Source organism: Bacteroides faecalis (assembly GCF_003865075.1).
GTDB classification, from domain to species: Bacteria; Bacteroidota; Bacteroidia; order Bacteroidales; family Bacteroidaceae; genus Bacteroides; species Bacteroides faecalis.
This window is the reverse complement of sequence record NZ_BHWB01000002.1, coordinates 477,442-499,354: the sequence shown is the minus strand read 5'-3', so window position 1 is coordinate 499,354 and position 21,913 is coordinate 477,442. Positions and strand designations below refer to the sequence as shown.

The window sequence follows — 21,913 nt, the reverse complement described above, 5'->3', positions numbered from 1 at the left end:
CATTATCCAAAATCAGTCTGGAAAACATCTGCGTAAGCATTATTACAGGTATAGATGTTCAGCACATACCGCCTTGATGTCCTGATCCACTTGGCTGGTACAGAGATAAACCTGAAGACAAACGCTTTTATGCGACTTGTTGCATTGAGCCCGAACTTCTTTACGTCAAGTCTTTGAATAATGGCCTTGTAAAAGTTACGGATAAGTGCTGTAAGAAGAAGGAACACTGTGTTCTCTGCCATGAAGGATTTGGGCAATCTGTCCCACCCGAAACCATTGTTCATATCATCGAAGATACGTTCCTTTCCTCCACGAAGGTTATAGAACTCGACAATTTCTCTTACGGAAGAATCATAGTCGTTAGTCAGGATACAACGGTATGTGTATTCTCCTTCCCAAAAATCCTGCACACCATCCATCCGTTTCTGTCTTTGAATCACAAGTCGATATGCCTTACCTTTCCACTTCTCAACAAGGATAGAGTTCAATTCAAACTCAATGCCATTGATTTCCTCAGTTTTCCAGCCTTTGAGAGCAAAGGTGTCATTGTAGATCGAACTGCAGCGGTTAGCACGGATATAGAAGGACTTGCAGTGTTTTTCTATTTCCTCCACGATTTCCTCGGAACATGATCCACAATCAGCTCTGAAGCGATTGATAGTGAGCCCATTCTGTTCAAATCTCGCAAAGAACCTCTTCAGCGTGTCCTTCTGATGGAAACGAACATTTGTGTTACCATCGCTATTCTCTATACCGACTATCAAATCGCCAATAACCGCCACGCCAGGGCGATAACCAAGGAACTTCTTGTATGTAGGCTTTGCATCATACTTCTCTGTCTCTATGAACTGATGGTCGAAATCAACATCATACATCTCACCCTCTTTCAGTTGGCCAGATGCAAATATACAATTGAGCAATAAAGTATTGAGAGTGTCAGCCGTATTGAAATCGTAGGTCTTGCCCATATCTGATGTGTATGAAATGTTTTCTTGCGTCAACTCCTTTATCGCCCTGAGGATAGTATCAGAGCTACAAGTGCGAAGTGTCGGATGAAGCGAGAGGTGGTTCATCAAATGAGTAGTGACATCCTCAATACATGAACCGCTACAGAAGTAGATACTCATGAGAGAACGGATGATTTCGCTGTACTGATAACCGAACGATCTACACCTTAGACCGAGGGTTGAGTCGATTACAGATGATAATGTGGAGTCAAATTGCTCCATGATTGAAAATAATCCCCCAAAAGGAGTGAGTCTCTCAGATTTAATTTGTATCTTCGCCATGTCTATCGTCGGATTCTCTTGTTTTTTTTGCAACACTAAGATAAGTGAAAATTCTGACATGGCAAAATCCTGAGCAACTTTTTGTTGCTCAGGTACTTAAAAAGTTTAATTTATAATAGTGTTGCGGAATTAAGGTTAAATATTGAAAACTATTATATTTGCCTGAGTTTTGTATAAAATATTAGTGGTTAAGTTATATAGTGTATAACTTTATATTAAATAATGAGAGATTATTATGAAGAAAAGTTTTATTTTATGCTTCACGTTTTTCTCTTCTTTGTTTTTTATCGCTTGTGAAAGTAGTGAGGGGAACGATGCTTCAGCAGCAAAGGGAAAAATGATGATTGACTTAAATTCTGACGTGTCATATGCTTCAAAAGGGAGTAAGGCACGAGCTATGGATCTGACCCCGTATAAAAATGTAGCAAATTATACGGTGGAGTTGAAAGACGCTTCGGGAAATGTTCTTCAGTCAAAACTTTATTCCGAAATGGAATTGACTCAGGAAGTGACTCCCGGTACTTATACAGTACGTGCGTATTATGGTGAAAACGTAAATGCCGGATATGATAAGCTGTATATGGAAGGTGCACAAACCATTACAGTAGTGAAAGGAGATAATAAAACTGTTTCTTTTGCTTGTACTCCGGCAAATGTTAAAGTGAATCTGAAATATTCTGATGACTTCTATACATTCTATTCTGATTGTACGGTGGGATTGAAAACCCAATATCTGACGGAAGCTTTTGAGATGTCGCAGGCTGATGTAGATAAAGATTTGTTTTTGAAGGCAGTCGGTAACGAAAATCTTTCTTTGACTTTTGCTTTGAAGGATAAAAATGGTATTACCGTTACGCCTGCTAATTTCGGTGCTCAGACTGTGACCATCAAACCACGTGATTTTCTGACTATTACAGTAAAACCTAAATTGATAGATATTGAGGGTGGAAAAATCAGTGGTATCACTGTAACAATAGATAATGGAGTGCAAGAGGAGAATATAGATGTTACTCTACCGGATGAGTTTATGCCGGGCGAGGATACCACTGTTAATAATTAAAAGATTGCAGCATGAAACAAATTACCTATATATTGACGGGAATTAGTCTCGTGATTGGATTGAGCGCTTGTGAAATGCGCGATGAATTGAAAGGGAAAAATGCATTGAATGATAATGAAGGGTTAGTAAGTCTGGATTTATTGGCTCAGGACTATTCTAATATCGTAATTTCTCGTGGAGCTTTTCCTGATGAGGAAGTGAATGTGGAAAATTATACGGTTCAAATTGTTAATGCATCTACTGACGGTGTGGTAAAAGAGACTTCCTATGGCGATTTAAGAGCAGAGGGAGGTTCAGTGAAGCTGACTGCCGGGAAGTATCGTGTGAGGGCTTACAATTATAATGGTGAAAATGTAGGTGCTTCGGAACGTCCGTATTTTAAAGGACAGACTGATTTTCAGATATTGCCGGGAAAGACAACAACGGTTAATACGACTTGTCGTTTAAGTTGTGTGGAGGTGAATCTGATTCTGGCTAAGAGTTTCGAAGAAAACTTCAAAGATGATTATACGATCACCATCACGAACGGCGGTACGGGCAACTACGTTTTTAAGAAGGAGAACGTGGGTAAGAAAATCTATTTTAATGTACCGGAAAATGCATCTAGCATATTGATGAGTGTGAAAGCGACTACTTCTACAGATGGTACGGATATTGCACAGTCTTATACAATTACTAAACCGGAGAACTCTGAAAATAGTAGCAAGTTGGAAAACGGGGACTCGTTTAAAGTGACAATCAATCCGGGAGATAATCCAGTCATTGATCCTGTGACGAAGATAAATCTGGGGATTACCGTTGATTTAACTTGGACTGAGACCGGAACGACTGTGGAGATTCCAACGGAAAATATTGTATTTAATCCCGGAGGAGGTTCAGAAGGAGGAGATACAAATAAAGGAGAAATGAATGTTGTCGGCTTAGATAAAACTTATTCATTTGTAGCTTTGTCAGAAGATGTTCCTACTGTAAAAGTTGATTTCTCGGTTCCTAATGGAATTAAAAAGCTGTTGGTAAAGATTAATTCTGATAACGAGGGCTTTATGGAGACTTTAGAAGGTTTTGGCTTAGGTGGTGAATTCGATTTGGCCAATCCGGGTGATTTACAGGGAGTATTGTCCGGGTCTTTGGAGACACAGGAAGGAATAGGATTAATCGATGCTAATGACCCTATCAAGGATAAAACAAGTTATTCGTTTGATGTTACTTCTTTTATGTCCTTATTGGGATTGTACGGTGCAAGTGAGAATACTTTTACTATTACTGTATCTGATGGTATCAATTCGGATATCCAAGGTGATTTGAAAGTGAATGTAACAGCGCAAGAATAACCTAAACTATAATCATAATGAGACGATTTATTTTTAGCACATTTACTTTGTGCTTGTTAGCTATTATGATAGCTTGTCAGGATGAGACTTCTTCGAGTGATGGTTACGGTTATCTTCAGGTTTCTTCTGTGGGATTAGATAAAAATGTAATACCACAGGCAAGAGCTGTAGAGAAGATGGGACTGGACATTTTGCAAGAGGGAACAGTAGTGAAGCACGTAGATGACTGGACGCTATTACAAAGTGAAAGTCTGTTGCTTCCTGTAGGCAATTATTTTTTGCGAGCATATTCAATGGATAAGGATTCCACGCAGCAAGGATTTGAGGTTGCGCCCTATTATCTCGGTGAAACACTTGTGAAGATAGAGAAAGACATTTCTCGCTCGGTGGAAATTGTTTGTTCTATGGTTCAAAGCATGGTAGCTGTCAGCTATTCACAAAACTTTAAAAATGCTTTCTCTTCGTATGACTGTGTGGTTTCCAATGAATATGGAAGCATAGATTTTACATCTCAGGAAACACGTCCTGCTTATTGTCGTACTGGGAAATCTTTGAATGCTGTTTTGAAAGTGACAAATACCGATGGAAATTCCTTTACTTTTAATAAAGTAATAACAGAAAAGGCTGAAAAACGTTATTATTATAAGGTTAAGTACGATGTTACTAATGAAGGTAATGGTAGCTTTAATTTTACAGTAGATGAAACGACTCATGAGTATGAGGTAAATATAACTGTTCCTATGACATCTGATGCCGATCCGAATTTAAAGGTGACAGGCTCAAACGCATTTGGTAAGTTTGCTTATATGTATGGGGCTTCCACTTTGACCGGAGAAACTGAACCTATTGTTTTTCAGTATAAAAAATCATCAGAAGGAGTTTGGAAAAGTGTAAGTACAACAGTAGAGAACGGAGTATATAGCGCGAAAACTGAAGAATTGGAATTCGGAACGAGCTATGTTTATCGCCTTGCTTGTGGTACAAAGGTAGGAGCTACCGATATGTTCACTACCGAGGTGTATCAGGAAATACCGAATTTAAACTTTGATACCTGGTCGCAAAGTGGAAAGAACTATTTTGCAAACGCAGATGCAAGTGACTCATATTGGGCTACGGGCAATACCGGTGTTACTTCTATCTTGGCAGGTTCTAAAGATCCAATCACTGTTTCTGTAGAAGGAGATGATGCTTATTCGGGTAAAGCCGCCAAATTGAGAACGATAACAGGGGTTACTTTAGTAAAATCTGCTGCTGGTAATTTATTTATCGGAAGTTATAAAACGAATATGTCTAATCCTTCTGCCAGTGTTACGTTCGGCCGTCCTTATACTGGAGCTCGTCCTGTTTCACTTTCAGGATATTATAAGTATAGTCCGCAGCCTATTAACGAAGGTTCTAAGCCGGGTACATTGACTACCGATGAATGCAATATTTATGTAAAACTGTGGGATGCTTCCGGTAACCAGATTGGTTTTGGAGAGTTTGTCGGAACAGAGACAGTTACATCTTATACGAGATTTTCTTTTGATATTACCTATACGGATATGACGGCAAAACCGGCAACGATTACAATTGTTGCAACGTCAAGTCATTATGGTGGAGATTTTAGCGGCTCTGCTGTTGTAGGGCAGGTTGGAAATGGTAGTACACTCTGGATAGATGAGTTTGAGTTGTCATACTATAAATAATTAACTGAATGAAGAAAAGATATGTCATCTTTTTCATTTCCCTATTGTGCGTGGCAACCGTCTGCGCACAACGGGGATTTGACCGTAAAATAAAATCCTCTCTTTTTGTTCCTAAAGGCACTTGGATGGGTGGCTGCTCCTTTTCCTATTCTGAGCAAACAAATGACAATTACAAGTTCTTAGTTCTGGATAATGTCAAAGCAAGCGGATATAATTTCAAAGTCAGTCCGTATGCCGGATATTTCTTTGCTGATAATATGGCGGCAGGAGCACGACTCAATTATTCACGCTCTTACATTGACATCGGCAATCTCGATTTGGATCTGGGAGACGATCTTACCTTTGATATAAAAGATTATAAATATTTGGAACATACTGTCTATGCTTCCGGATTTCTGCGTACCTATATGGGGTTGGGAAACAGCAAAATTTTCGGCTTCTTCAATGAACTTCGTTTGTCATATGGTTACGGACAAGGGAAAAACACTTCCGGAGTAGAGAATGATCTGACAGGTACATATCAGTATATACATCGCTTGCAGTTGGGCTCTGCCCCCGGATTAACAGCTTTTGTAACAAATAATATAGCAGTAGAAGTTTCCATCGGTCTTGTTGGACTTGATTTTAAATGGATAAACCAGAAAACCAATCAGGTAGAGAGTGGATATCGCAGGAGTAGTTCTGCGAATTTTAAGATTGATATATTTTCGCTGAATATCGGAATGTGTTTTTATCTTTAATTCAAATGAGGAAAAAAATGAGAATATATATTTTGGGCATCGGTTTACTGGCTTTTCTATTGGGAGCTTGTATTGAAAATGATATTCCTTATCCCTATATTCCAGGTGAAATTCAAGAGTTTGAAATAGAAGGGCAGACCGAGGATACAAAGATTGATGCAACCAAACGTACCGTTGTACTTACTGTGGACGAGTTGGTGGAACTGGAAGAATTGAAAGTCACAAAGTTGGTGGCTAATTCTGAAGCAAAAATTCTTCCGGATGAAGCTGTTTGCGCTTCTGCCAAGCAGTTTCCTGATTTTAGTTTTACCTCTTTGAGTGATTTGCCCAGTAATGCCAATACAAAGATAAACTTCACAAATCCGGTTAAGATTCTATTACGTACTTATCAGGATTATCCGTGGACTGTTACGGTCAATCAAGTGATTAACCGTACTATAAATGTAGAAAATCAGGTAGGACAGCCAGTTATAGATGAACTGAACCATATTGTCTTGATCTATGTGTCAGCTTCTCAATCGCTGAAAGATGTGAAGATTAACGCATTGGAATTAGGAGGACGCAATGGGAGATTAGTGCCTGACCCAAGCGGTGTGAAGGATTTCAGCCGTCCGCAACAGTTTGCTGTTTATCGCGGAGAAAAATATCTTGGTCTGTGGACTGTGGATGTTGTCCAAACTGAGACTACTTCTTCTGTTGGAGAGGTGGAGATCTGGGCGAAAAAAGCAATTGTGAGCGGTGGAGTGAAAGCTGGGAGTACGCCTACCATTGAATATAAGAAAGCGTTGGATAGCAGTTGGAGTCAGTTAGACGCATCTGCTGTAAATATGTTAAGTGCTACTTCCTTTAAAGCAACGATTGCAGGTTTGGAGGACGGTACGGTTTATCAGTGGCGCATTTTAGTAGATGGTGTTGCCGGCAGTGTAGGATCTTTTACTACAGAGAAGATAACAGTGGTTCCCAATCTAAACTTCGATACTTGGATACAGAGTGGAAAGAACTGGTTTGCAAATTCGATTGCTGATGATTATGAAGCTGCCGGAGCCTATTGGGCTACGGGAAATGAGGGTGTTACTTCTTCTTTGGCTGGTGGCAATGATCCTATTACGGTTCCGGTAGAAGGAAGTGACGCTTACAAAGGAAAAGCGGCCCGTTTACGTAGTATTACCGGAGTTACGTTAGTTGGTGCTGCGGCAGGTAATTTATTTATTGGGAAGTATAAAACGAATATGATGAAACCTTCTGCCAGTGTCACTTTTGGACGGCCTTATACGGGTGCGCGTCCCACAAAGATGACGGGATATTATAAGTATAAGCCTGAACCGATAAATAATGGAGGAAGCATTCCGGGTACTTTGACCAAAGACCAATGCCATATATATATAAAATTATGGGATACTGCGGGCAATGAATTTGCTTATGGGGAGTTTGTTGGTTCGGTAGAAGTAACATCATATACTAAATTTACAATTGATATTGATTATAAGAATTTGAATGCTCGTCCTGCTGCCATGACTATTGTAGCTACATCCAGTCGTTACGGTGGAGAATTTGAAGGAGCTAAAGTCGTTGGGCAAGTTGGGCACGGCAGTACTCTTTATGTAGATGAATTTGAATTGTTATATGAATAGAAGAATAAGAATGAGGATCAAAGCTTTACATATAAGTTGTTTAGTCATTTTGTTTTTCGTGATTTCATGTCAGAGGGAGGAATTGATTTCTGAAAGCGGAAATCTGTCTATTACTCTAACGGATGGAGAAGCAGCTCTAAAAGTTCGTTCTTTACCGGATTTATCAGTTGAGACGGCAGGGCAATTTATTATTAAGATGCAAAATCTCGAGAAAGATAAAGTTGTTTTTGATAATACTCTTTCTGCTTTTAACGTTTCTGCACCTCATTTGTTTGTGGCGGGGCAGTATGAAGTGGTAGCTTCGTATGGGACAAATCCGGAACTTGCATTGGATGCTCCTTATTATACGTCGAAAACGATTGCGTTTGATATAGAATCCGGTAAGACGAAGGAATTGACGATTCCTTGTTTTGTTGGCAATTCTTTAGCTTCTTTCAAATTTGGAAATCAGGATAAACTTGAGAAGGTTTTGAAGGATTATTATATAGAATTAGTGGTAGGTGACCAATCTGTGGTTTGGCATCCGGGTGATATAGAGAACCCTTATTTCAGGGCAGGTTCCACGGTTGAACTTTATTTGAAAGGAACGTGGATAGAGAATAATAAAGGGTATAGCAAAAATTTTGCTGTAATCATGCCGGCGCAGAAAGGTAAAAACTATGTGTATACACTCAATATAGATACATCCAATATGACAGGTGTGATTTTTGATTTACAGATTGAAACCTCTATTGAAACGGTTACGGTGAATGAAACTGTCCCCCAAGAGTGGTTACCAAAGCCTAAAGTAGAAGCAATCGGATTTGATGATTCTAATGCATTGACATATGTAGAAACGGCTGATGCAACTACAGCTAAAATTGCCTATAAAGCTGTGCGTCCGGTAGAAGATGTTGAGTTTACTTTGAATTTTGAAGATGAGAAGCTTTCTTCACTGAATAAAACGTACTTATTGTCTACGCTTACAATAGACGAACGTACTTCATTGGAAGCTGTGAATATTATTTTGCCAACTTTGAATGTGGTAGAGGGTGTATTGGATTTATCTGCAATGACTGCTAACTTACTGGCAAAGAATGAAGGCGATGTAAATAACCTAATTGGTGTAAAGGTAAAGGCCAACGGAAGATGGAGTGAAGAAAAAACGTATACAATAAGGACTTTAAAACCTGAGTTTGCAGTATCAGTCTATCCGGGCAATATCTGGACTAAAGAATTAACGGCTAATCCACTTATGGCAACCGATATAAAAACAGGAAATATTGATAAAATTGTAACTGACGTTCAATATCAATTTAGCACAGATGGTAATTCATGGATTCCTTTGCTTTCAGATTTGCGTAAAGAGGGACTTGCTCCCGGAACAACATACTATGTACGGGCTTTGTATCGTGATGAATTAACTAGTGGTGTTACAGAGGTAAGGACATATGAGGCTCTTACTATACCCAATGCTTCTTTGGATGATGGGTATGATACTACCAATCCTAAAAGTAAAAATCCGCTTTATACATTTCAGGGCGGATGGATTGGAACCAGAAATCCATTGACTTGTCATACTAACGGTGTGAATGCTTTTTATGTTTCAAAATCGAGTACTCTTCCTATTTCTGATAATGGAAGTACGGTAGCACACATGATGACAATAGGGTGGGGAGCCGGAAACTCTTGTAGTTTTGGGAACAAAAGTGGAAGTATCATAAATAACATTTCAGCTGGTATTGTTTGTGTGGGAGAATATAGCGCTTCTGAAGATTCCGTTTATGGTAAAGCGGCATATATCCGTCCTACCAGTCTATCTTTTGTATATAAAGCCTCTCCCTACAATGGAGATGAATATCAGGTAGAGGCTTATTTGGAGAATATAACTGATGGTAAGGTTGTAGTGATAGGAAAAGCCTTTCTGAAATCCGGCATTGCTTATTCTTCTTATCAAACAGAAAGTCTGTCTTTTGATTATGATCCGACTCAGGAACGTTTACCTATCTCTCATTTGAGAATAATATTTAAAGCAGGAACGAAAGAAGATAAGGATCATTTGGAAGATAAGTTTACTAAGGAAGGAAGTGGAAGTTTTTATTCTAACTATTATATCAGAGGTAGCCAATTTTGGCTCGATTCTTTTGAATTGCATTACGATAAATAAATATGAAACAGATTTATATTATTATAATCTTCTTATTGGTAAGTTTTTCTTTTGTATCTTGTAGTGAAGAGCAACATTATACCAATAAGTCTTTTGGATATTTTTCTATTTCGAACCTTTTCTTGAGTTGCGATGAAGAGGTTCATCCTTTGGTTCGTGCCGTGGATACATCTCTTCAGTTACAGATCTGTCAAGGGGGAGAAATCGTAAAGGATTATGCTCCTGGAGAAGATTTATCGAAACGTATTGTGCTTCCAGTAGGGGAGTATACATTAAAAACTTTTACTCCAGATCAATCGGAAGCGGTTAATGGTCAAATAGGTGTACCTGTTTATGAAACAATTTCTTCCTTTGAAGTAAGGGAAGGGGATATAACTAGCATTTCTTTGGTTGTTCCACAAGTTAATGTAGGAGTTTGTGTTAATGTATCAGATGAATTTAAGGTGAATTTTCATAATTTATCTGTTACTATAGCTTCTGTGACTGGACGTTCGATTGTTATTGCAGATATAGATACTTCGTCTCCGTATTATTATTTTGCTATTCCTTCTGACGGAAAACTAAAATATACTGTAACGGCTTACAATGCAGATGAAGAAGAAATGACTTTAACAAAAGAAATAGTGGACATTGTTTCGGCTAAGAATTACTCCATTCATCTGGATTTGTCTAATTGAATTTGATTATTACAGGAGTAAAAGAAATACAGATTATAGAAAAATAAAGATTTGTTGTAATCTAAACAGTGTTAGCAAAGTAAGTGAAATTATTCTTTGTTGACACTGTTTTTTTATACTTCCGAATTCTTAGAAAAACAGTTGGTCCATTTAATTCTAATATGTTGCTTTGTCAATAGTTGTATATCTGTAATAATTAACTGTTTTATTTAGGTTTGCAATTACCGGAATATCTCTTGACCAACTATTGCACTTCTTTTTTCTAATTGATTATCATTTTATATCCAGAGACTTAAGGTTTCCGAAGTGAACTAAATATTTTGGATCTATTAAATCAAAATAAATTCCTGATTGTTCATTATTATAAAAGTGCTATTTTTGTTTAATGAAAAAAGGGTATTACTATAATAATATAATTATGAAAAAAGGAATTGTTGCTGTTTCTATGCTTTTGTTATTATCCGGATGCAGTAGCGTTGCTTTGACAGGACGTAAACAACTGCTACTGGTCTCTGATTCTGAAGTCATGAGCTTGAGTAATTCAAGTTTTCAGGATTATATGAAAACTGCGAAAGCCTCTACAAATGTGGCAAATACTGCGATGGTTGTCCGGGTAGGTAAGCGAATAGCCAATGCGGTAGAGACATATCTGCGTAATAACGGTATGGCTGATCAGATTCAGAATTTTGCCTGGGAGTTTCATCTGGTGCAAGATAAAGAACCGAATGCTTTTTGTATGCCGGGTGGAAAGATTGTGGTTAATGAGGGTATTTTACCTTATACCCAAACAGAAGAAGGACTTGCCATTGTCTTGGGGCATGAAGTTGGCCATGCTGTAGCCAAACATTCTGCTGAACGGCTGAGCCAGCAAATGGTGGCTTCTTATGGCGGGCAAATATTAAATGGAGTGCTTTCCAACAAATCTACTGCTACACAAGCTTTAGCACAACAGGTTTACGGATTGGGAGCACAATATGGAGTGATGTTGCCTTATTCCCGTAAAAATGAAAGTGAGGCTGACCATCTGGGGTTGGTGTTTGCTGCAATGGCAGGATACAATCCGGAAGCAGCTATAGTTTTTTGGCAACGTATGGCTTCAGCGGGAGCACAAAAAATACCGGAGTTTATGAGTACTCACCCTTCGGATGTGTCCCGTATCAACAATATAAAGAAATTAATACCAGAGGCAATGAAATATTACCAACCGGGACAAACGCAACTGCCGGGACAGTCGCTAAAGCAGACTTCTGGAAAATCTTCCGATAAACAACCCTATCGCTTTGAGAAAGTAACGAAATAAGAGATATAAAGAATCCCCGTCTTCCCTAAAAAAGAAAGAACGGGGATTTATTAACTATAGCTTACTAATAATTGTATTGTGGCTGATTATAAAATACCTTGTGCCATCATTGCTTTTGCAACCTTCATGAATCCAGCTACGTTGGCACCCTTCACATAGTTTACATATCCGTTAGCTTCAGTACCATACTGAACACAAGCAGCGTGGATATTCTTCATGATGCTCTTCAGTTTTTCATCTACCTCTTCAGAGCTCCAACTCAGTTTGATAGAGTTCTGAGTCATTTCCAGACCAGATACTGATACACCACCGGCATTTGCAGCTTTACCCGGAGCGTAAAGGATTTGAGCTTCCTGGAATATACGGATAGCCTCAGGAGTAGAAGGCATGTTTGCACCTTCAGAAACAGCTATCACACCGTTAGCAATCAACTTCTTAGCGTCATCGCCGTTGATTTCGTTCTGAGTTGCAGAAGGAAGAGCGATATCAGCTTTTTCTCCCCAAGGACGAGCTCCTTCTACATATTTGCAACCATATTTTTCAGCATATTCGCGAATACGTCCACGATACAGGTTTTTAAGTTCCATGATGTAATCCAGCTTTTCGCGGTCGATACCTTCCGGATCGTAGATATAGCCGTCAGAGTCGGACATGGTAACAACCTTACCACCCAATTCGAGTACTTTTTCTACTGTGTATTGAGCAACGTTACCAGAACCGGATACCAGACAAGTTTTGCCTTTCAAATCCATACCCTTAGTTTTCAGCATTTCCATCAAGAAATAGATGTTACCGTAACCAGTAGCTTCCGGACGAATCAATGAACCACCGAATTCGCGGCCTTTACCTGTAAATGTTCCGGTAAATTCGTGAGCTAATTTCTTGTACATACCGAACATGAAACCTACTTCACGACCACCAACACCGATATCACCGGCGGGAACGTCAGTCTCAGGACCAATGTGGCGCCACAATTCCAGCATGAATGCTTGTACGAAACGCATTACTTCAGCGTTTGATTTTCCACGTGGAGAGAAGTCGGAACCACCTTTACCACCACCCATTGGCAATGTCGTCAGTGAGTTTTTGAATGTCTGCTCAAAAGCAAGGAATTTCAGAATTGAAAGGTTTACAGATGAGTGGAAACGGATACCGCCTTTGTACGGGCCAATCGCGTTGTTGTGCTGAACACGGTAACCCATGTTAGTCTGCACGTTGCCTTTATCATCTACCCAAGTTACGCGGAACTGGAATACTCTATCAGGAATACACAAACGTTCAATCAAGTTTGCTTTGTCGAACTCAGGATGTTTGTTGTATTCTTCTTCAATAGTTGAAAGAACTTCTTCTACTGCCTGATGATACTCCGGTTCATTGGGAAACCGTCTTTTCAAATCGTCTAATACCTTAGCTGCATTCATAATCTTTTTGTCTTTTATTGGTTGTTATAAATTCGATTATCTATTTCTCTAATGCGGTTGCAAAAGTAAAGATAAAAATTAAACTAGCAAACATTTTATAAAGAAAAATGCGATAAAATATCAAATTTGATATTTTATCGCATAAAAAATGGGAAAAAAGATATTATTTGTTCTTTTTGATAGACTTATAGACAGGAATAAAGACTAATGCTGCCGAAATGATAAGCATTACTACTGTCATTCCGTCAATACGTTCGGCTTTTGTTAGAACCAAATAGCAAAGCGCCAGCCAAAGTAGGCTGACGCAAACTATTTGTGATTTGGATAATGGTTTTCTCATTGATTTCCTTTTTTCTTCTTTTCAACGATAGCATCAATCACTGCTACGGCAGTAATGTTAACGATATCACGAACAGAACTTTCGAAGTCGGTGAAGTGAATCGGCTTGTTCAATCCCATTTGGATAGGACCAATAAATTCTGTATCGGGATCCATTGCCTGAAGCAATTTGTAACCTATGTTTGCCGAACTCAGGTTAGGGAAAACCAGCGTATTTACATCTTTACCTTTCAGACGTGTAAACGGATATTTAGCGTCACGAAGTTCACGATTGAGAGCAAAGTTTACTTGCATTTCACCATCAATGGCAAGATCAGGAAATTCCTTCTGCATAGAGTTGATTGCTTCGTGCACTTTTACAGGACTACCTGAGGTATCAGCTCCAAAATTGGAATAAGAGAGCATAGCCATAACAGGGATATGATTGAAAAAACGTACTGTTTTGTCAGCAAGTTTGGCTATATCAGTCAGAGTTTCTGTGTCTGGGTGACGGTTGATTAGCGTATCGGCAAGGAAGAAAGTACCTTTCTTTGAGTTGAGGATATGCATCGTACCGAAGTGTTTGAATCCGGGCTGGATACCAATAACCTCTTTTGCTACCTTGATGGTGTTACTGTATTTGGTATAAATTCCGGTGATAAAAGCATCTGCATCACCAGTTTCAACCATCATCATTCCGAAGTAGTTGCGTTCGAACATTTTGTCATTGGCTTCTTCATAAGTAAAACCTTCGCGAGCACGTTTTTCTGTTAGAATACGAGCGTAGCGTTCACGACGTTCCAATTCGTTCGGATGGCGGAGATTTACGATTTCAATACCTTCCAAGCTAAGGTCTAATTGCTGAGCCATTTTGGCGATCACTTCGTCATTACCTAATAATATAGGATGACAGATGCCTTCGGATTTGGCTTCGACTGCAGCTTTCAGCATATTGGGATGGCCACCTTCGGCAAATACAACGCGTTGTGGATTACGGCGAGCTGTGTCGTGCAATTGACGGGTTAATTCTGATTCATATCCCATCAATTCGCGGAGATGGACACGATAAGCGTCCCAGTCCTCGATTTCTATACGTGCTACTCCACTTTCCATGGCAGCTTTGGCTACGGCACAGGAAACTTCTGTGATGAGGCGTGGGTCTACCGGTTTCGGAATAAAATATTCAGGGCCGAACGAGAAATTGTTTACATGATATGCTGCATTTACCACATCAGGTACAGGTTGTTTTGCCAAATTAGCAATAGCGTGTACAGCTGCAATCTTCATTTCTTCATTGATTGCTTTGGCGTGTGTATCCAATGCACCGCGGAAAATATAAGGGAATCCGATTACATTATTAATCTGGTTCGGATAGTCGGAACGTCCGGTTGCCATCAATACGTCTGGGCGGGCAGCCATGGCGTCTTCGTAAGAGATTTCTGGTGTCGGATTCGCTAATGCAAATACGATCGGCATGGGAGCCATACTACGTACCATATCCTGATTTAGCACATTTCCTTTTGACAAGCCGAGGAATACGTCAGCACCTTTAATGGCTTCTTCCAAAGTATGAATGTCAGTACGGTCCGTTGCAAAATATCTCTTTTGTTCGTTCAGGTCAGTACGTGCTTTACTGATGACTCCTTTGCTATCCAACATCACGATGTTTTCCAGACGTGCACCCAGAGATACATATAATTTAGTACAGGAGACAGCAGAGGCCCCGGCACCGTTCACTACGATTTTTACGTCTGCAATGTTTTTGCCGGCCACTTGCAGTGCATTTACCAATCCTGCACTGGAGATGATGGCAGTTCCATGTTGGTCATCGTGCATGACGGGAATATCGAGTTCCTCTTTCAGACGGCGTTCGATTTCAAAACATTCCGGAGCTTTTATATCTTCCAGATTGATACCACCGAAAGTGGGAGCAATTGCTTTAACAGCTTCGATAAATTTATCCGGGTCTTTTTCGTCTACTTCAATATCGAATACATCAATTCCTGCATAAATTTTGAAAAGTAAACCTTTACCTTCCATTACGGGTTTACCGCTAAGAGCACCTATATTACCTAAACCAAGTACTGCTGTACCGTTAGAGATTACGGCTACCAGATTTCCTTTGGCTGTATATTTGTAAGCATCTTGTGGATTCTTCTCTATTTCGAGGCATGGTTCTGCCACGCCGGGAGAATAAGCGAGTGATAAGTCTGTCTGTGTACTATAAGGTTTGGTAGGAACTACCTCAATCTTGCCGGGCTTGCCTTGTGAATGATAGAGCAGAGCGGCTTCTTTGGTTATCTTAGCCATACTAGTTGTATTTTTTGTAAATTATCAATTGGCTGCAAATGTAGGAATAAAAGTTTGGAATTGTAGCTTTATGGCAAAATTATATGTTATTTTATTATCTTTTATCGGATGGAGCATGTGATGTACGCCAAAATGTATTTTTAACTTCTCGGGCTACATTTTTCCAATTGGGCATACGTTTTAAAGAACGGCGTATCGGAAAGTCGTAGAGTAATAACAGCAGAAAGAGGAAAATACATGCATAGGCCACCCAGCCGTAAATTTGCTTGATGCTCACTTCCATCATTTGACTAATAAATTCTTCCATATAATGACCAAGATGGAATGGATTGTTACTGAAAGATACATGATCGATCGCCGATCCGTAACGTCCCAGATTGTCGGGTACGTAGTAAGCCAATCCTTGTGAATAGATTGCACAGCCCAGTACTCCGCCGACTACCATATGGAGCATATTGAATACACTTAATCCCTGAAAGAAATGTTGGAAGGTCATAATCTCTTCCAGACATACCATGAAAGTGGCACTTAATACTGCATAAGCAAAGCCTCGACAAATCGTTGGCAGATAGAGTTGGGAGATATGAATGTCAGTCGAAAGAGTCAGGTAATATCCGATTAAGTAACCTATTAGTCCAACAAATCCGACAATGATAAGACGTACATAATTATATTGTTTGACGTGCATCCACCAGTAAGAAAACAGGCAACCACCAATAATACCTATGATAGCAAACCAATCTAATTGTACACTGACCATTTCTTCATATTTCATCACCTCTTCATAAAAGACTTCTTCTAATACGTGTTCTGTTGCCAGAAATGCTTCTACTATCGTAATCAGTCCTAGTAACGGCCAATAAAACCGATAAGTCCACATCTTAGGTTCAAGAAACGGATGGCGGATGGTCATCATACGCCAGATACAAAATACTAGGGTGATGATGATTGCTACCGATAATTGCCGGATAACAGGACTGTTCCACCAATCGTACCAATCACCATAATTAAATAGGAAAGTGATTTCGGCTAATAAAGCGGCCCATAAAGCTGCGCCTAGCCAATCAATACCGAATAGTGGGAACTTGCGCATGAAACGGAAATGTTTAACGCAAGTAAACTGTATAAATAAGACTATTAACATTAACCCTACAATAAAGAGGTGCATATAGGTCCAGTTGTAGTGGTACATTAAATAGGTCGTTATCAAGTCTGACAACTGAATGCTGCCTAAAATAACAATATGAAGCCATGGAAAGAATACGGTGAAATCTCGTGTCGGCGTCATCCACAACTGGATATTGGACATGCACTCAAAAGTTCCCTGAATTTTACACATACCTTCAATGAAACATACCAACCACAAAAGTGGAAGAAAGCTGATGGATGGCGCTACTAGATTGCAAAGCAAAACTCCCAATGCTGCCGATGTAAGCAAAGTTTTATTGGTAAAGCGGAACTTCATTCGGAATAATAGCGGAAAGTAGATTGCCATTCCCGCCAGATTGGCGTACATACACATGAGAATATCTTCACGCATCAGTACTTTGCCACCGATCATCTGATTTAATGCTCCCAAATAAACTCCCCCCGATAATTGGAAGGTAACAGCAATGAATAGATAAATCCATGGTTGTATTTTTCGTGGCACAAAGCTACGAAACATCGGCATCGTGAAAGGACCGTTTAAAACAGGTGCTCCCATATGTTAATATTTTACTTCACATTCTACATTGAACCCTGCTCGTAAACGTTTTAAGTCTTCGGGCTTGTTTCCTTTCAGACGGATGCGGACGGGGATACGTTGCTCTACTTTTACGAAATTTCCCGTGGCATTATCTTGTGGAATCATAGAGAAAGCTGCTCCTGTTGCATCCGAAATGGATTCTACAGTTCCTTTGAAAATTATATTCGGCACTGCGTCTGCGGTCATTTCTACTTCGGCTCCCTCTTTAATATTAGGTAATTGGGTTTCGCGATAGTTGGCTATGATCCACAGGTCACTATTATCTACAATATCAACCATTGTTTGTCCCGGTTGTACCAGTTGTCCTTCCTGTATCTCTTTTCGTCCCGTAGTTCCATCGCATGGAGCAATGATAACTGTATAAGAAAGGTTCAGACGAGCGAGCTCGAGTGCAGCTTCTGCCAGACGGACTCCTGCTTCATTCTGTCCTAAGCGGTGGGTCTGTTCACTTTTAACTAACGATGTAGACTGCTTGGCACGTGATACTTGTTCGTAGCGTGCTTTTGCTGCTTCGTATGCTGTATGTACATTATCATATTGTTGTTTGGTAACTGCATCGTCTTTCAGTAGTTTTTCAAAACGATCCAATTCACGTTTGGCATTTTCCATTTGTACGCGAACTTCCTCTATACTTGCATCGTTTACACTCAAATTGTTTTGAGTGGTGGCAATACCGATGGTGGTAGCTTGCCTTCCTGCCATAGCGTTTGCCAAATCTGCTTCTGCCTGAGCAACGCGAAGTCGAAATTCCGCATCTTCGATGATAAGCAACGTATCACCTTTATGTACCGGCTGATATTCTTCGAAACAGATTCTTTTTATAAATCCCGGTACGCGGGTATTAATCGGAGTAATGTGTTGTTTAACTTGTGCGTTATCAGTATATTCTATACTTCCCAAATGAAGAAAACGGGAACAAACATAGGCTGCACCGCCGATGAGGAAACAAAGAATCAGAATATTGTATATAATCTTTTGAGTTTTTCTAGCTATCATAATCTATTGTATTTTAAAGGGTATGTGTGATATATTTCATTTTGTAGTAACTGTAGATCACGTTGATACGTGCATTAACCAGAGCAAGATCAGCACTTAGCTTCATGTTACTGGCGTCAAGCATATCGGTAAGTAACGCCAGATCGTTTTTGTAACGGTTGCTGGTTACACTGTAGTTTTGATCAGCCAGTTCCACGCTTTTTTCTTGTGTGCGTAAGTCGGTAAAAGAGGTAAGGAAATTAACATAATTGGCTTGAACACCATTCTCAACTTGTTCTTGTGCAAGAATATATTCCTCCTGTGATTTTTGTATATTCAATTTTGCCTGACGGACTTTCTTATTGTTTTTGAACAATGAAGAAAGATTGTATTTGATTCCTACTCCTACATACCAATAATTAAAATTGTTGTTCAATACCGGAACTTCAATGGTGATGGGACCATCCAAATGTTCTCCTGCAACAAGAGCTATTTTGGGAAGGAGTTCCGAACGTTCCAGTTTGGCCTTCTGTTCGTTCATTTTCACAGCCAGTTGTGCTTGTTGCAAACCTACATTACTTTGAGTAGCTAATTGCTGCCAGTCATTTTCTGCCAGTGCTTTCACTTCTTCTTCTAGTAAAGTGGAATCAGGAATGATTTCTGTTCCGACAGGTAGGTGAAGAGTAGTCACTAATTGATGGTTCATGATTTTGCAAGCATCTTGAACTTTGGCAAGCTGCAACTTTAACGTCTCTTTTTGTAATTCATAGCGGGTGATATCATTTTTCAAAGCCGTTCCTTGTGTGCGTCGTGCTTTCATGTTACGTATCACTTGTTCTGTTAAATCGAGATTTTTCTGTAATACTTGTATCTGATTGTTTAGTTTATACAGATCCAGGTAATAACCGGTCAGAAGAAAACGTATTTCCTGACGATTTTTCTGCCAATCTAATTCACTCATCTTTTGCCCGAGTTCAGCCAGAGCGATTCCGCTGTTGATTGCTCCACCTGCATAGATCACTTGCTGCGCTTCCAAGGCGAAGTTATTGCCGAAATGAGGCATCGGAATATTCTGACCATTTGTGAAATCACGATCCCATAAATATCCATTACCAAGATAACTGAACGATAGTGAAGCGCCTATATCCGGCAACCGTTCTGATTTGGCTGCTTTTAAAGCTTCATCAGCTGCCTCTTTTCCGGTTTTGTACGTTCGGATACTCTGGCTGTTCTCATCTGCCAGACGAAAGATTTCATTAATGCCCAACACCTGTTTTGATGACGTCTGGGCAGACAAACTCTGACTGCATAGTGCCACGCATAGCGGTACTATGAGCCATCCTTTTTTGCTCATAAAGTAAAATAAATAATTAATGTGATTAAAATATTCGCTCTTATATCATGCTTCCTTTCCTGAAGGTCAGCGTTTTGAATTGTGGCGAGTCATTAAAATGAGAATGATTATATCTGTGCAGCTACTCCCCAACTGTGGAAATCGTGCATTTTGTTTTTATAGCGAATGGAAATTTGATAATACTTAAGTTTCATATTGATACTTGTTTTCTATTTTGATTTGCAAAATTATAAAAAATAATAGGTAAGTTGTGACTTTATATATCTACAAATATAATGTTTTTTAACGAATACTCTTTCTCTTTTTTATTCTTGGATGATGCTTAACCAAGTTATTTAATTTGTGGTTTTATCAAGTAAGTAGTAATGTTACGGTATCTGTCATTAGCTTCGTTCAAAACATCTTTTAGCTTTTATATTACGGTATATTCATACTACCGTAGGGAGAAAGAATCTCTTCTTTGTATATGCCGAAGAGGAGATTCTTCACTTCCTTATGAATGAAAGAGATACTATCGAGAATCATTCTTATATTGCAGAAAAAAATGAAAGAATACTTATAATACTAAAACGAATTAAATTAAGAATTGGCTGAGCTATCTGTTACAAAGTGATTCTTCACTCTAGAATTGTTCTGAAAAGTACTAATTTTGTTCTTGTTTTGACGTTCTCATATAGATAGAAAGCCCATACCTTTGCACTCAAATTTAAAAGATAGATTATGAATGCAATAAAAGAAGAAAATTCAAAGGTCTTTCTGTTGTTATTGTTAGGAATGTTGACAGCATTCGGACCTTTTGTTACGGATATGTATTTACCCAGCCTGCCCTCGATGACAGACTATTTTTCCACAAGTTCTTCTATGGTACAGTTAGGACTTACTACAAGTATGATAGGCTTGGCGTTGGGACAAATCTTTTTTGGACCTCTTAGTGATAAATATGGCAGACGTCCGCTATTATTGGTGTCGATAGTGTTATTTATGATTTCTACTATGTTATGTTTGTTTGTGCCGGATATTTATTCGTTTGTTACATTAAGATTAGTACAAGGTATAGCTGGAGCAGGAGGAATAGTAATTTCCCGTTCGATATCAACAGATAAGTTTTCGGGAAAAGAATTAGCTAAAATGCTGGCAATAATTGGTGCAATAAATGGAGTTGCTCCCGTTGCGGCTCCGGTTATCGGAGGATTGCTGACAGGCACAGTGGGTTGGAAAGGTATTTTCGTGATCCTGTTGCTTTTGGGAATATTGTTGTGGATTGGTTGTATTCGTTTTAAAGAATCACTGCCTGTAGAAAAACGTTCGAAGACAGGAGTTGTTGCTACATTCCGTAGTTTCGGTACAATTGTTCGTAACGGTCGTTTTATGCTTTATGTCTTGCAATTAGCATTTGCACAAGGCATTTTATTTGCCTACATTGCTTCTTCTCCTTTTATAATCCAACAGCATTACGGATTTTCTCCTTTAGCTTTCAGTATTTGTTTTGCTGTCAATGCAATAGCTATTGGGACAGCTGCCGCTATTTCGGTAAAATTCCGTAAGACTGAGTACGGAACACTGACTGGGTGTGTTGGTATGTTGGTTTTGTCTATCCTTATGATGGTTGCTTTATACAGTCAATGCAACTTCTGGACCTATGAATTGCTGATGTTTACGTTATTATTTATGATGGGATTGACTTTTACAACTTCCACTACTTTGGCGATGGACTGTGAACGTCAGTATTCCGGTGCAGCTTCCGCTTTGCTGGGTGCACTGTGTTTTGCGGCCGGTGGAATAGTTTCTCCATTAGTCGGTTTAGGCGATATACTTATATCTACTGGGATAACATTCATAATTTGTGCTATTTGTTCATTACTATGTGCGTTAGGAGCAGTCAGACGAACCATAGTCAAGGTAGTAAAAGTAAGCCGGATTTAGTCC

16 protein-coding genes are annotated in these 21,913 nt (G+C 39.3%); 9 read left to right on the top strand and 7 right to left on the bottom strand.

The features are described 5' to 3' along the window. Positions 1–2: 2 nt before the first annotated feature. Positions 3–1,289, bottom strand: coding sequence for an IS1380-like element ISBf12 family transposase (locus EJF25_RS04870; RefSeq protein WP_009040242.1), 1,287 nt, complete (start codon positions 1,287–1,289; stop codon positions 3–5). Between the two features lie 235 nt (positions 1,290–1,524). On the opposite strand from EJF25_RS04870, the gene EJF25_RS04865 reads away from it, so the two are divergent. From EJF25_RS04865 to EJF25_RS04830, 8 genes are all read left to right on the top strand, one after another. Next, positions 1,525–2,349, top strand: coding sequence for a DUF4493 domain-containing protein (locus EJF25_RS04865; RefSeq protein WP_125040278.1), 825 nt, complete (start codon positions 1,525–1,527; stop codon positions 2,347–2,349). An 11-nt stretch (positions 2,350–2,360) separates the two neighbouring features. Then, a complete protein-coding gene (locus tag EJF25_RS04860) occupies positions 2,361–3,680 on the top strand; it encodes a DUF4493 domain-containing protein (protein ID WP_125040277.1) in 1,320 nt (439 codons plus the stop codon). A gap of 17 nt (positions 3,681–3,697) precedes the next feature. Continuing rightward, positions 3,698–5,368 carry a DUF4493 domain-containing protein gene (locus EJF25_RS04855; RefSeq protein ID WP_125040276.1) on the top strand — a complete coding sequence of 557 codons (1,671 nt, stop codon included), beginning with the start codon at positions 3,698–3,700 and terminating at the stop codon, positions 5,366–5,368. An 8-nt stretch (positions 5,369–5,376) separates the two neighbouring features. Then, complete coding sequence (locus EJF25_RS04850; RefSeq protein WP_125040275.1) at positions 5,377–6,108, top strand: hypothetical protein; 732 nt, start codon at positions 5,377–5,379, stop codon at positions 6,106–6,108. A 17-nt stretch (positions 6,109–6,125) separates the two neighbouring features. Beyond that, complete coding sequence (locus tag EJF25_RS04845) at positions 6,126–7,739, top strand: PCMD domain-containing protein (RefSeq protein WP_235016722.1); 1,614 nt, start codon at positions 6,126–6,128, stop codon at positions 7,737–7,739. Next, positions 7,732–9,885: a DUF4493 domain-containing protein gene (locus EJF25_RS04840; RefSeq protein ID WP_235016721.1), complete on the top strand. Its 2,154-nt coding sequence runs from the start codon at positions 7,732–7,734 to the stop codon at positions 9,883–9,885. Before EJF25_RS04845 ends, EJF25_RS04840 begins: the two co-directional genes overlap by 8 nt. A 2-nt stretch (positions 9,886–9,887) precedes the next feature. After that, the gene (locus tag EJF25_RS04835) at positions 9,888–10,562 is read left to right on the top strand and encodes a DUF4493 domain-containing protein (RefSeq protein ID WP_125040273.1); all 675 of its coding nucleotides are present in this window, start codon (positions 9,888–9,890) and stop codon (positions 10,560–10,562) included. A 418-nt stretch (positions 10,563–10,980) separates the two neighbouring features. Beyond that, positions 10,981–11,862 carry a M48 family metallopeptidase gene (locus EJF25_RS04830; RefSeq protein ID WP_125040272.1) on the top strand — a complete coding sequence of 294 codons (882 nt, stop codon included), beginning with the start codon at positions 10,981–10,983 and terminating at the stop codon, positions 11,860–11,862. An 86-nt stretch (positions 11,863–11,948) separates the two neighbouring features. Here the strand turns inward: EJF25_RS04830 and EJF25_RS04825 are convergent, their stop codons facing one another. The 6 genes from EJF25_RS04825 to EJF25_RS04800 all read right to left on the bottom strand — a co-directional run bounded on the left by EJF25_RS04825 (position 11,949) and on the right by EJF25_RS04800 (position 19,987). Further along, positions 11,949–13,283: an NADP-specific glutamate dehydrogenase gene (locus tag EJF25_RS04825; protein WP_025075175.1), complete on the bottom strand. Its 1,335-nt coding sequence runs from the start codon at positions 13,281–13,283 to the stop codon at positions 11,949–11,951. A 163-nt stretch (positions 13,284–13,446) separates the two neighbouring features. Next, positions 13,447–13,623: a hypothetical protein gene (locus tag EJF25_RS04820; protein WP_125040271.1), complete on the bottom strand. Its 177-nt coding sequence runs from the start codon at positions 13,621–13,623 to the stop codon at positions 13,447–13,449. Further along, positions 13,620–15,911 carry an NADP-dependent malic enzyme gene (locus EJF25_RS04815; protein WP_125040270.1) on the bottom strand — a complete coding sequence of 764 codons (2,292 nt, stop codon included), beginning with the start codon at positions 15,909–15,911 and terminating at the stop codon, positions 13,620–13,622. Before EJF25_RS04815 ends, EJF25_RS04820 begins: the two co-directional genes overlap by 4 nt. 94 nt (positions 15,912–16,005) lie before the next feature. Then, positions 16,006–17,616, bottom strand: a complete 1,611-nt coding sequence (locus EJF25_RS04810) for a hypothetical protein (RefSeq protein ID WP_125040269.1) — start codon at positions 17,614–17,616, stop codon at positions 16,006–16,008. A gap of 3 nt (positions 17,617–17,619) precedes the next feature. Then, positions 17,620–18,654 (bottom strand): HlyD family secretion protein, encoded by a 1,035-nt coding sequence (locus EJF25_RS04805; RefSeq protein WP_125040268.1) that lies wholly within the window; start codon positions 18,652–18,654, stop codon positions 17,620–17,622. A 13-nt stretch (positions 18,655–18,667) separates the two neighbouring features. Next, the gene (locus EJF25_RS04800; RefSeq protein ID WP_125040267.1) at positions 18,668–19,987 is read right to left on the bottom strand and encodes a TolC family protein; all 1,320 of its coding nucleotides are present in this window, start codon (positions 19,985–19,987) and stop codon (positions 18,668–18,670) included. 720 nt (positions 19,988–20,707) lie between these two features. On the opposite strand from EJF25_RS04800, the gene EJF25_RS04795 reads away from it, so the two are divergent. Then, positions 20,708–21,910: a multidrug effflux MFS transporter gene (locus EJF25_RS04795; RefSeq protein ID WP_125040266.1), complete on the top strand. Its 1,203-nt coding sequence runs from the start codon at positions 20,708–20,710 to the stop codon at positions 21,908–21,910. Positions 21,911–21,913 lie beyond the last annotated feature (3 nt).

Coding starts and splice junctions, on each gene's coding strand:
- EJF25_RS04870 (WP_009040242.1), bottom strand. CDS start 1,289: ATGGCGAAGATACAAATTAAATCTGAGAGACTCACTCCTTTTGGGGGA.
- EJF25_RS04865 (WP_125040278.1), top strand. CDS start 1,525: ATGAAGAAAAGTTTTATTTTATGCTTCACGTTTTTCTCTTCTTTGTTT.
- EJF25_RS04860 (WP_125040277.1), top strand. CDS start 2,361: ATGAAACAAATTACCTATATATTGACGGGAATTAGTCTCGTGATTGGA.
- EJF25_RS04855 (WP_125040276.1), top strand. CDS start 3,698: ATGAGACGATTTATTTTTAGCACATTTACTTTGTGCTTGTTAGCTATT.
- EJF25_RS04850 (WP_125040275.1), top strand. CDS start 5,377: ATGAAGAAAAGATATGTCATCTTTTTCATTTCCCTATTGTGCGTGGCA.
- EJF25_RS04845 (WP_235016722.1), top strand. CDS start 6,126: ATGAGAATATATATTTTGGGCATCGGTTTACTGGCTTTTCTATTGGGA.
- EJF25_RS04840 (WP_235016721.1), top strand. CDS start 7,732: ATGAATAGAAGAATAAGAATGAGGATCAAAGCTTTACATATAAGTTGT.
- EJF25_RS04835 (WP_125040273.1), top strand. CDS start 9,888: ATGAAACAGATTTATATTATTATAATCTTCTTATTGGTAAGTTTTTCT.
- EJF25_RS04830 (WP_125040272.1), top strand. CDS start 10,981: ATGAAAAAAGGAATTGTTGCTGTTTCTATGCTTTTGTTATTATCCGGA.
- EJF25_RS04825 (WP_025075175.1), bottom strand. CDS start 13,283: ATGAATGCAGCTAAGGTATTAGACGATTTGAAAAGACGGTTTCCCAAT.
- EJF25_RS04820 (WP_125040271.1), bottom strand. CDS start 13,623: ATGAGAAAACCATTATCCAAATCACAAATAGTTTGCGTCAGCCTACTT.
- EJF25_RS04815 (WP_125040270.1), bottom strand. CDS start 15,911: ATGGCTAAGATAACCAAAGAAGCCGCTCTGCTCTATCATTCACAAGGC.
- EJF25_RS04810 (WP_125040269.1), bottom strand. CDS start 17,616: ATGGGAGCACCTGTTTTAAACGGTCCTTTCACGATGCCGATGTTTCGT.
- EJF25_RS04805 (WP_125040268.1), bottom strand. CDS start 18,654: ATGATAGCTAGAAAAACTCAAAAGATTATATACAATATTCTGATTCTT.
- EJF25_RS04800 (WP_125040267.1), bottom strand. CDS start 19,987: ATGAGCAAAAAAGGATGGCTCATAGTACCGCTATGCGTGGCACTATGC.
- EJF25_RS04795 (WP_125040266.1), top strand. CDS start 20,708: ATGAATGCAATAAAAGAAGAAAATTCAAAGGTCTTTCTGTTGTTATTG.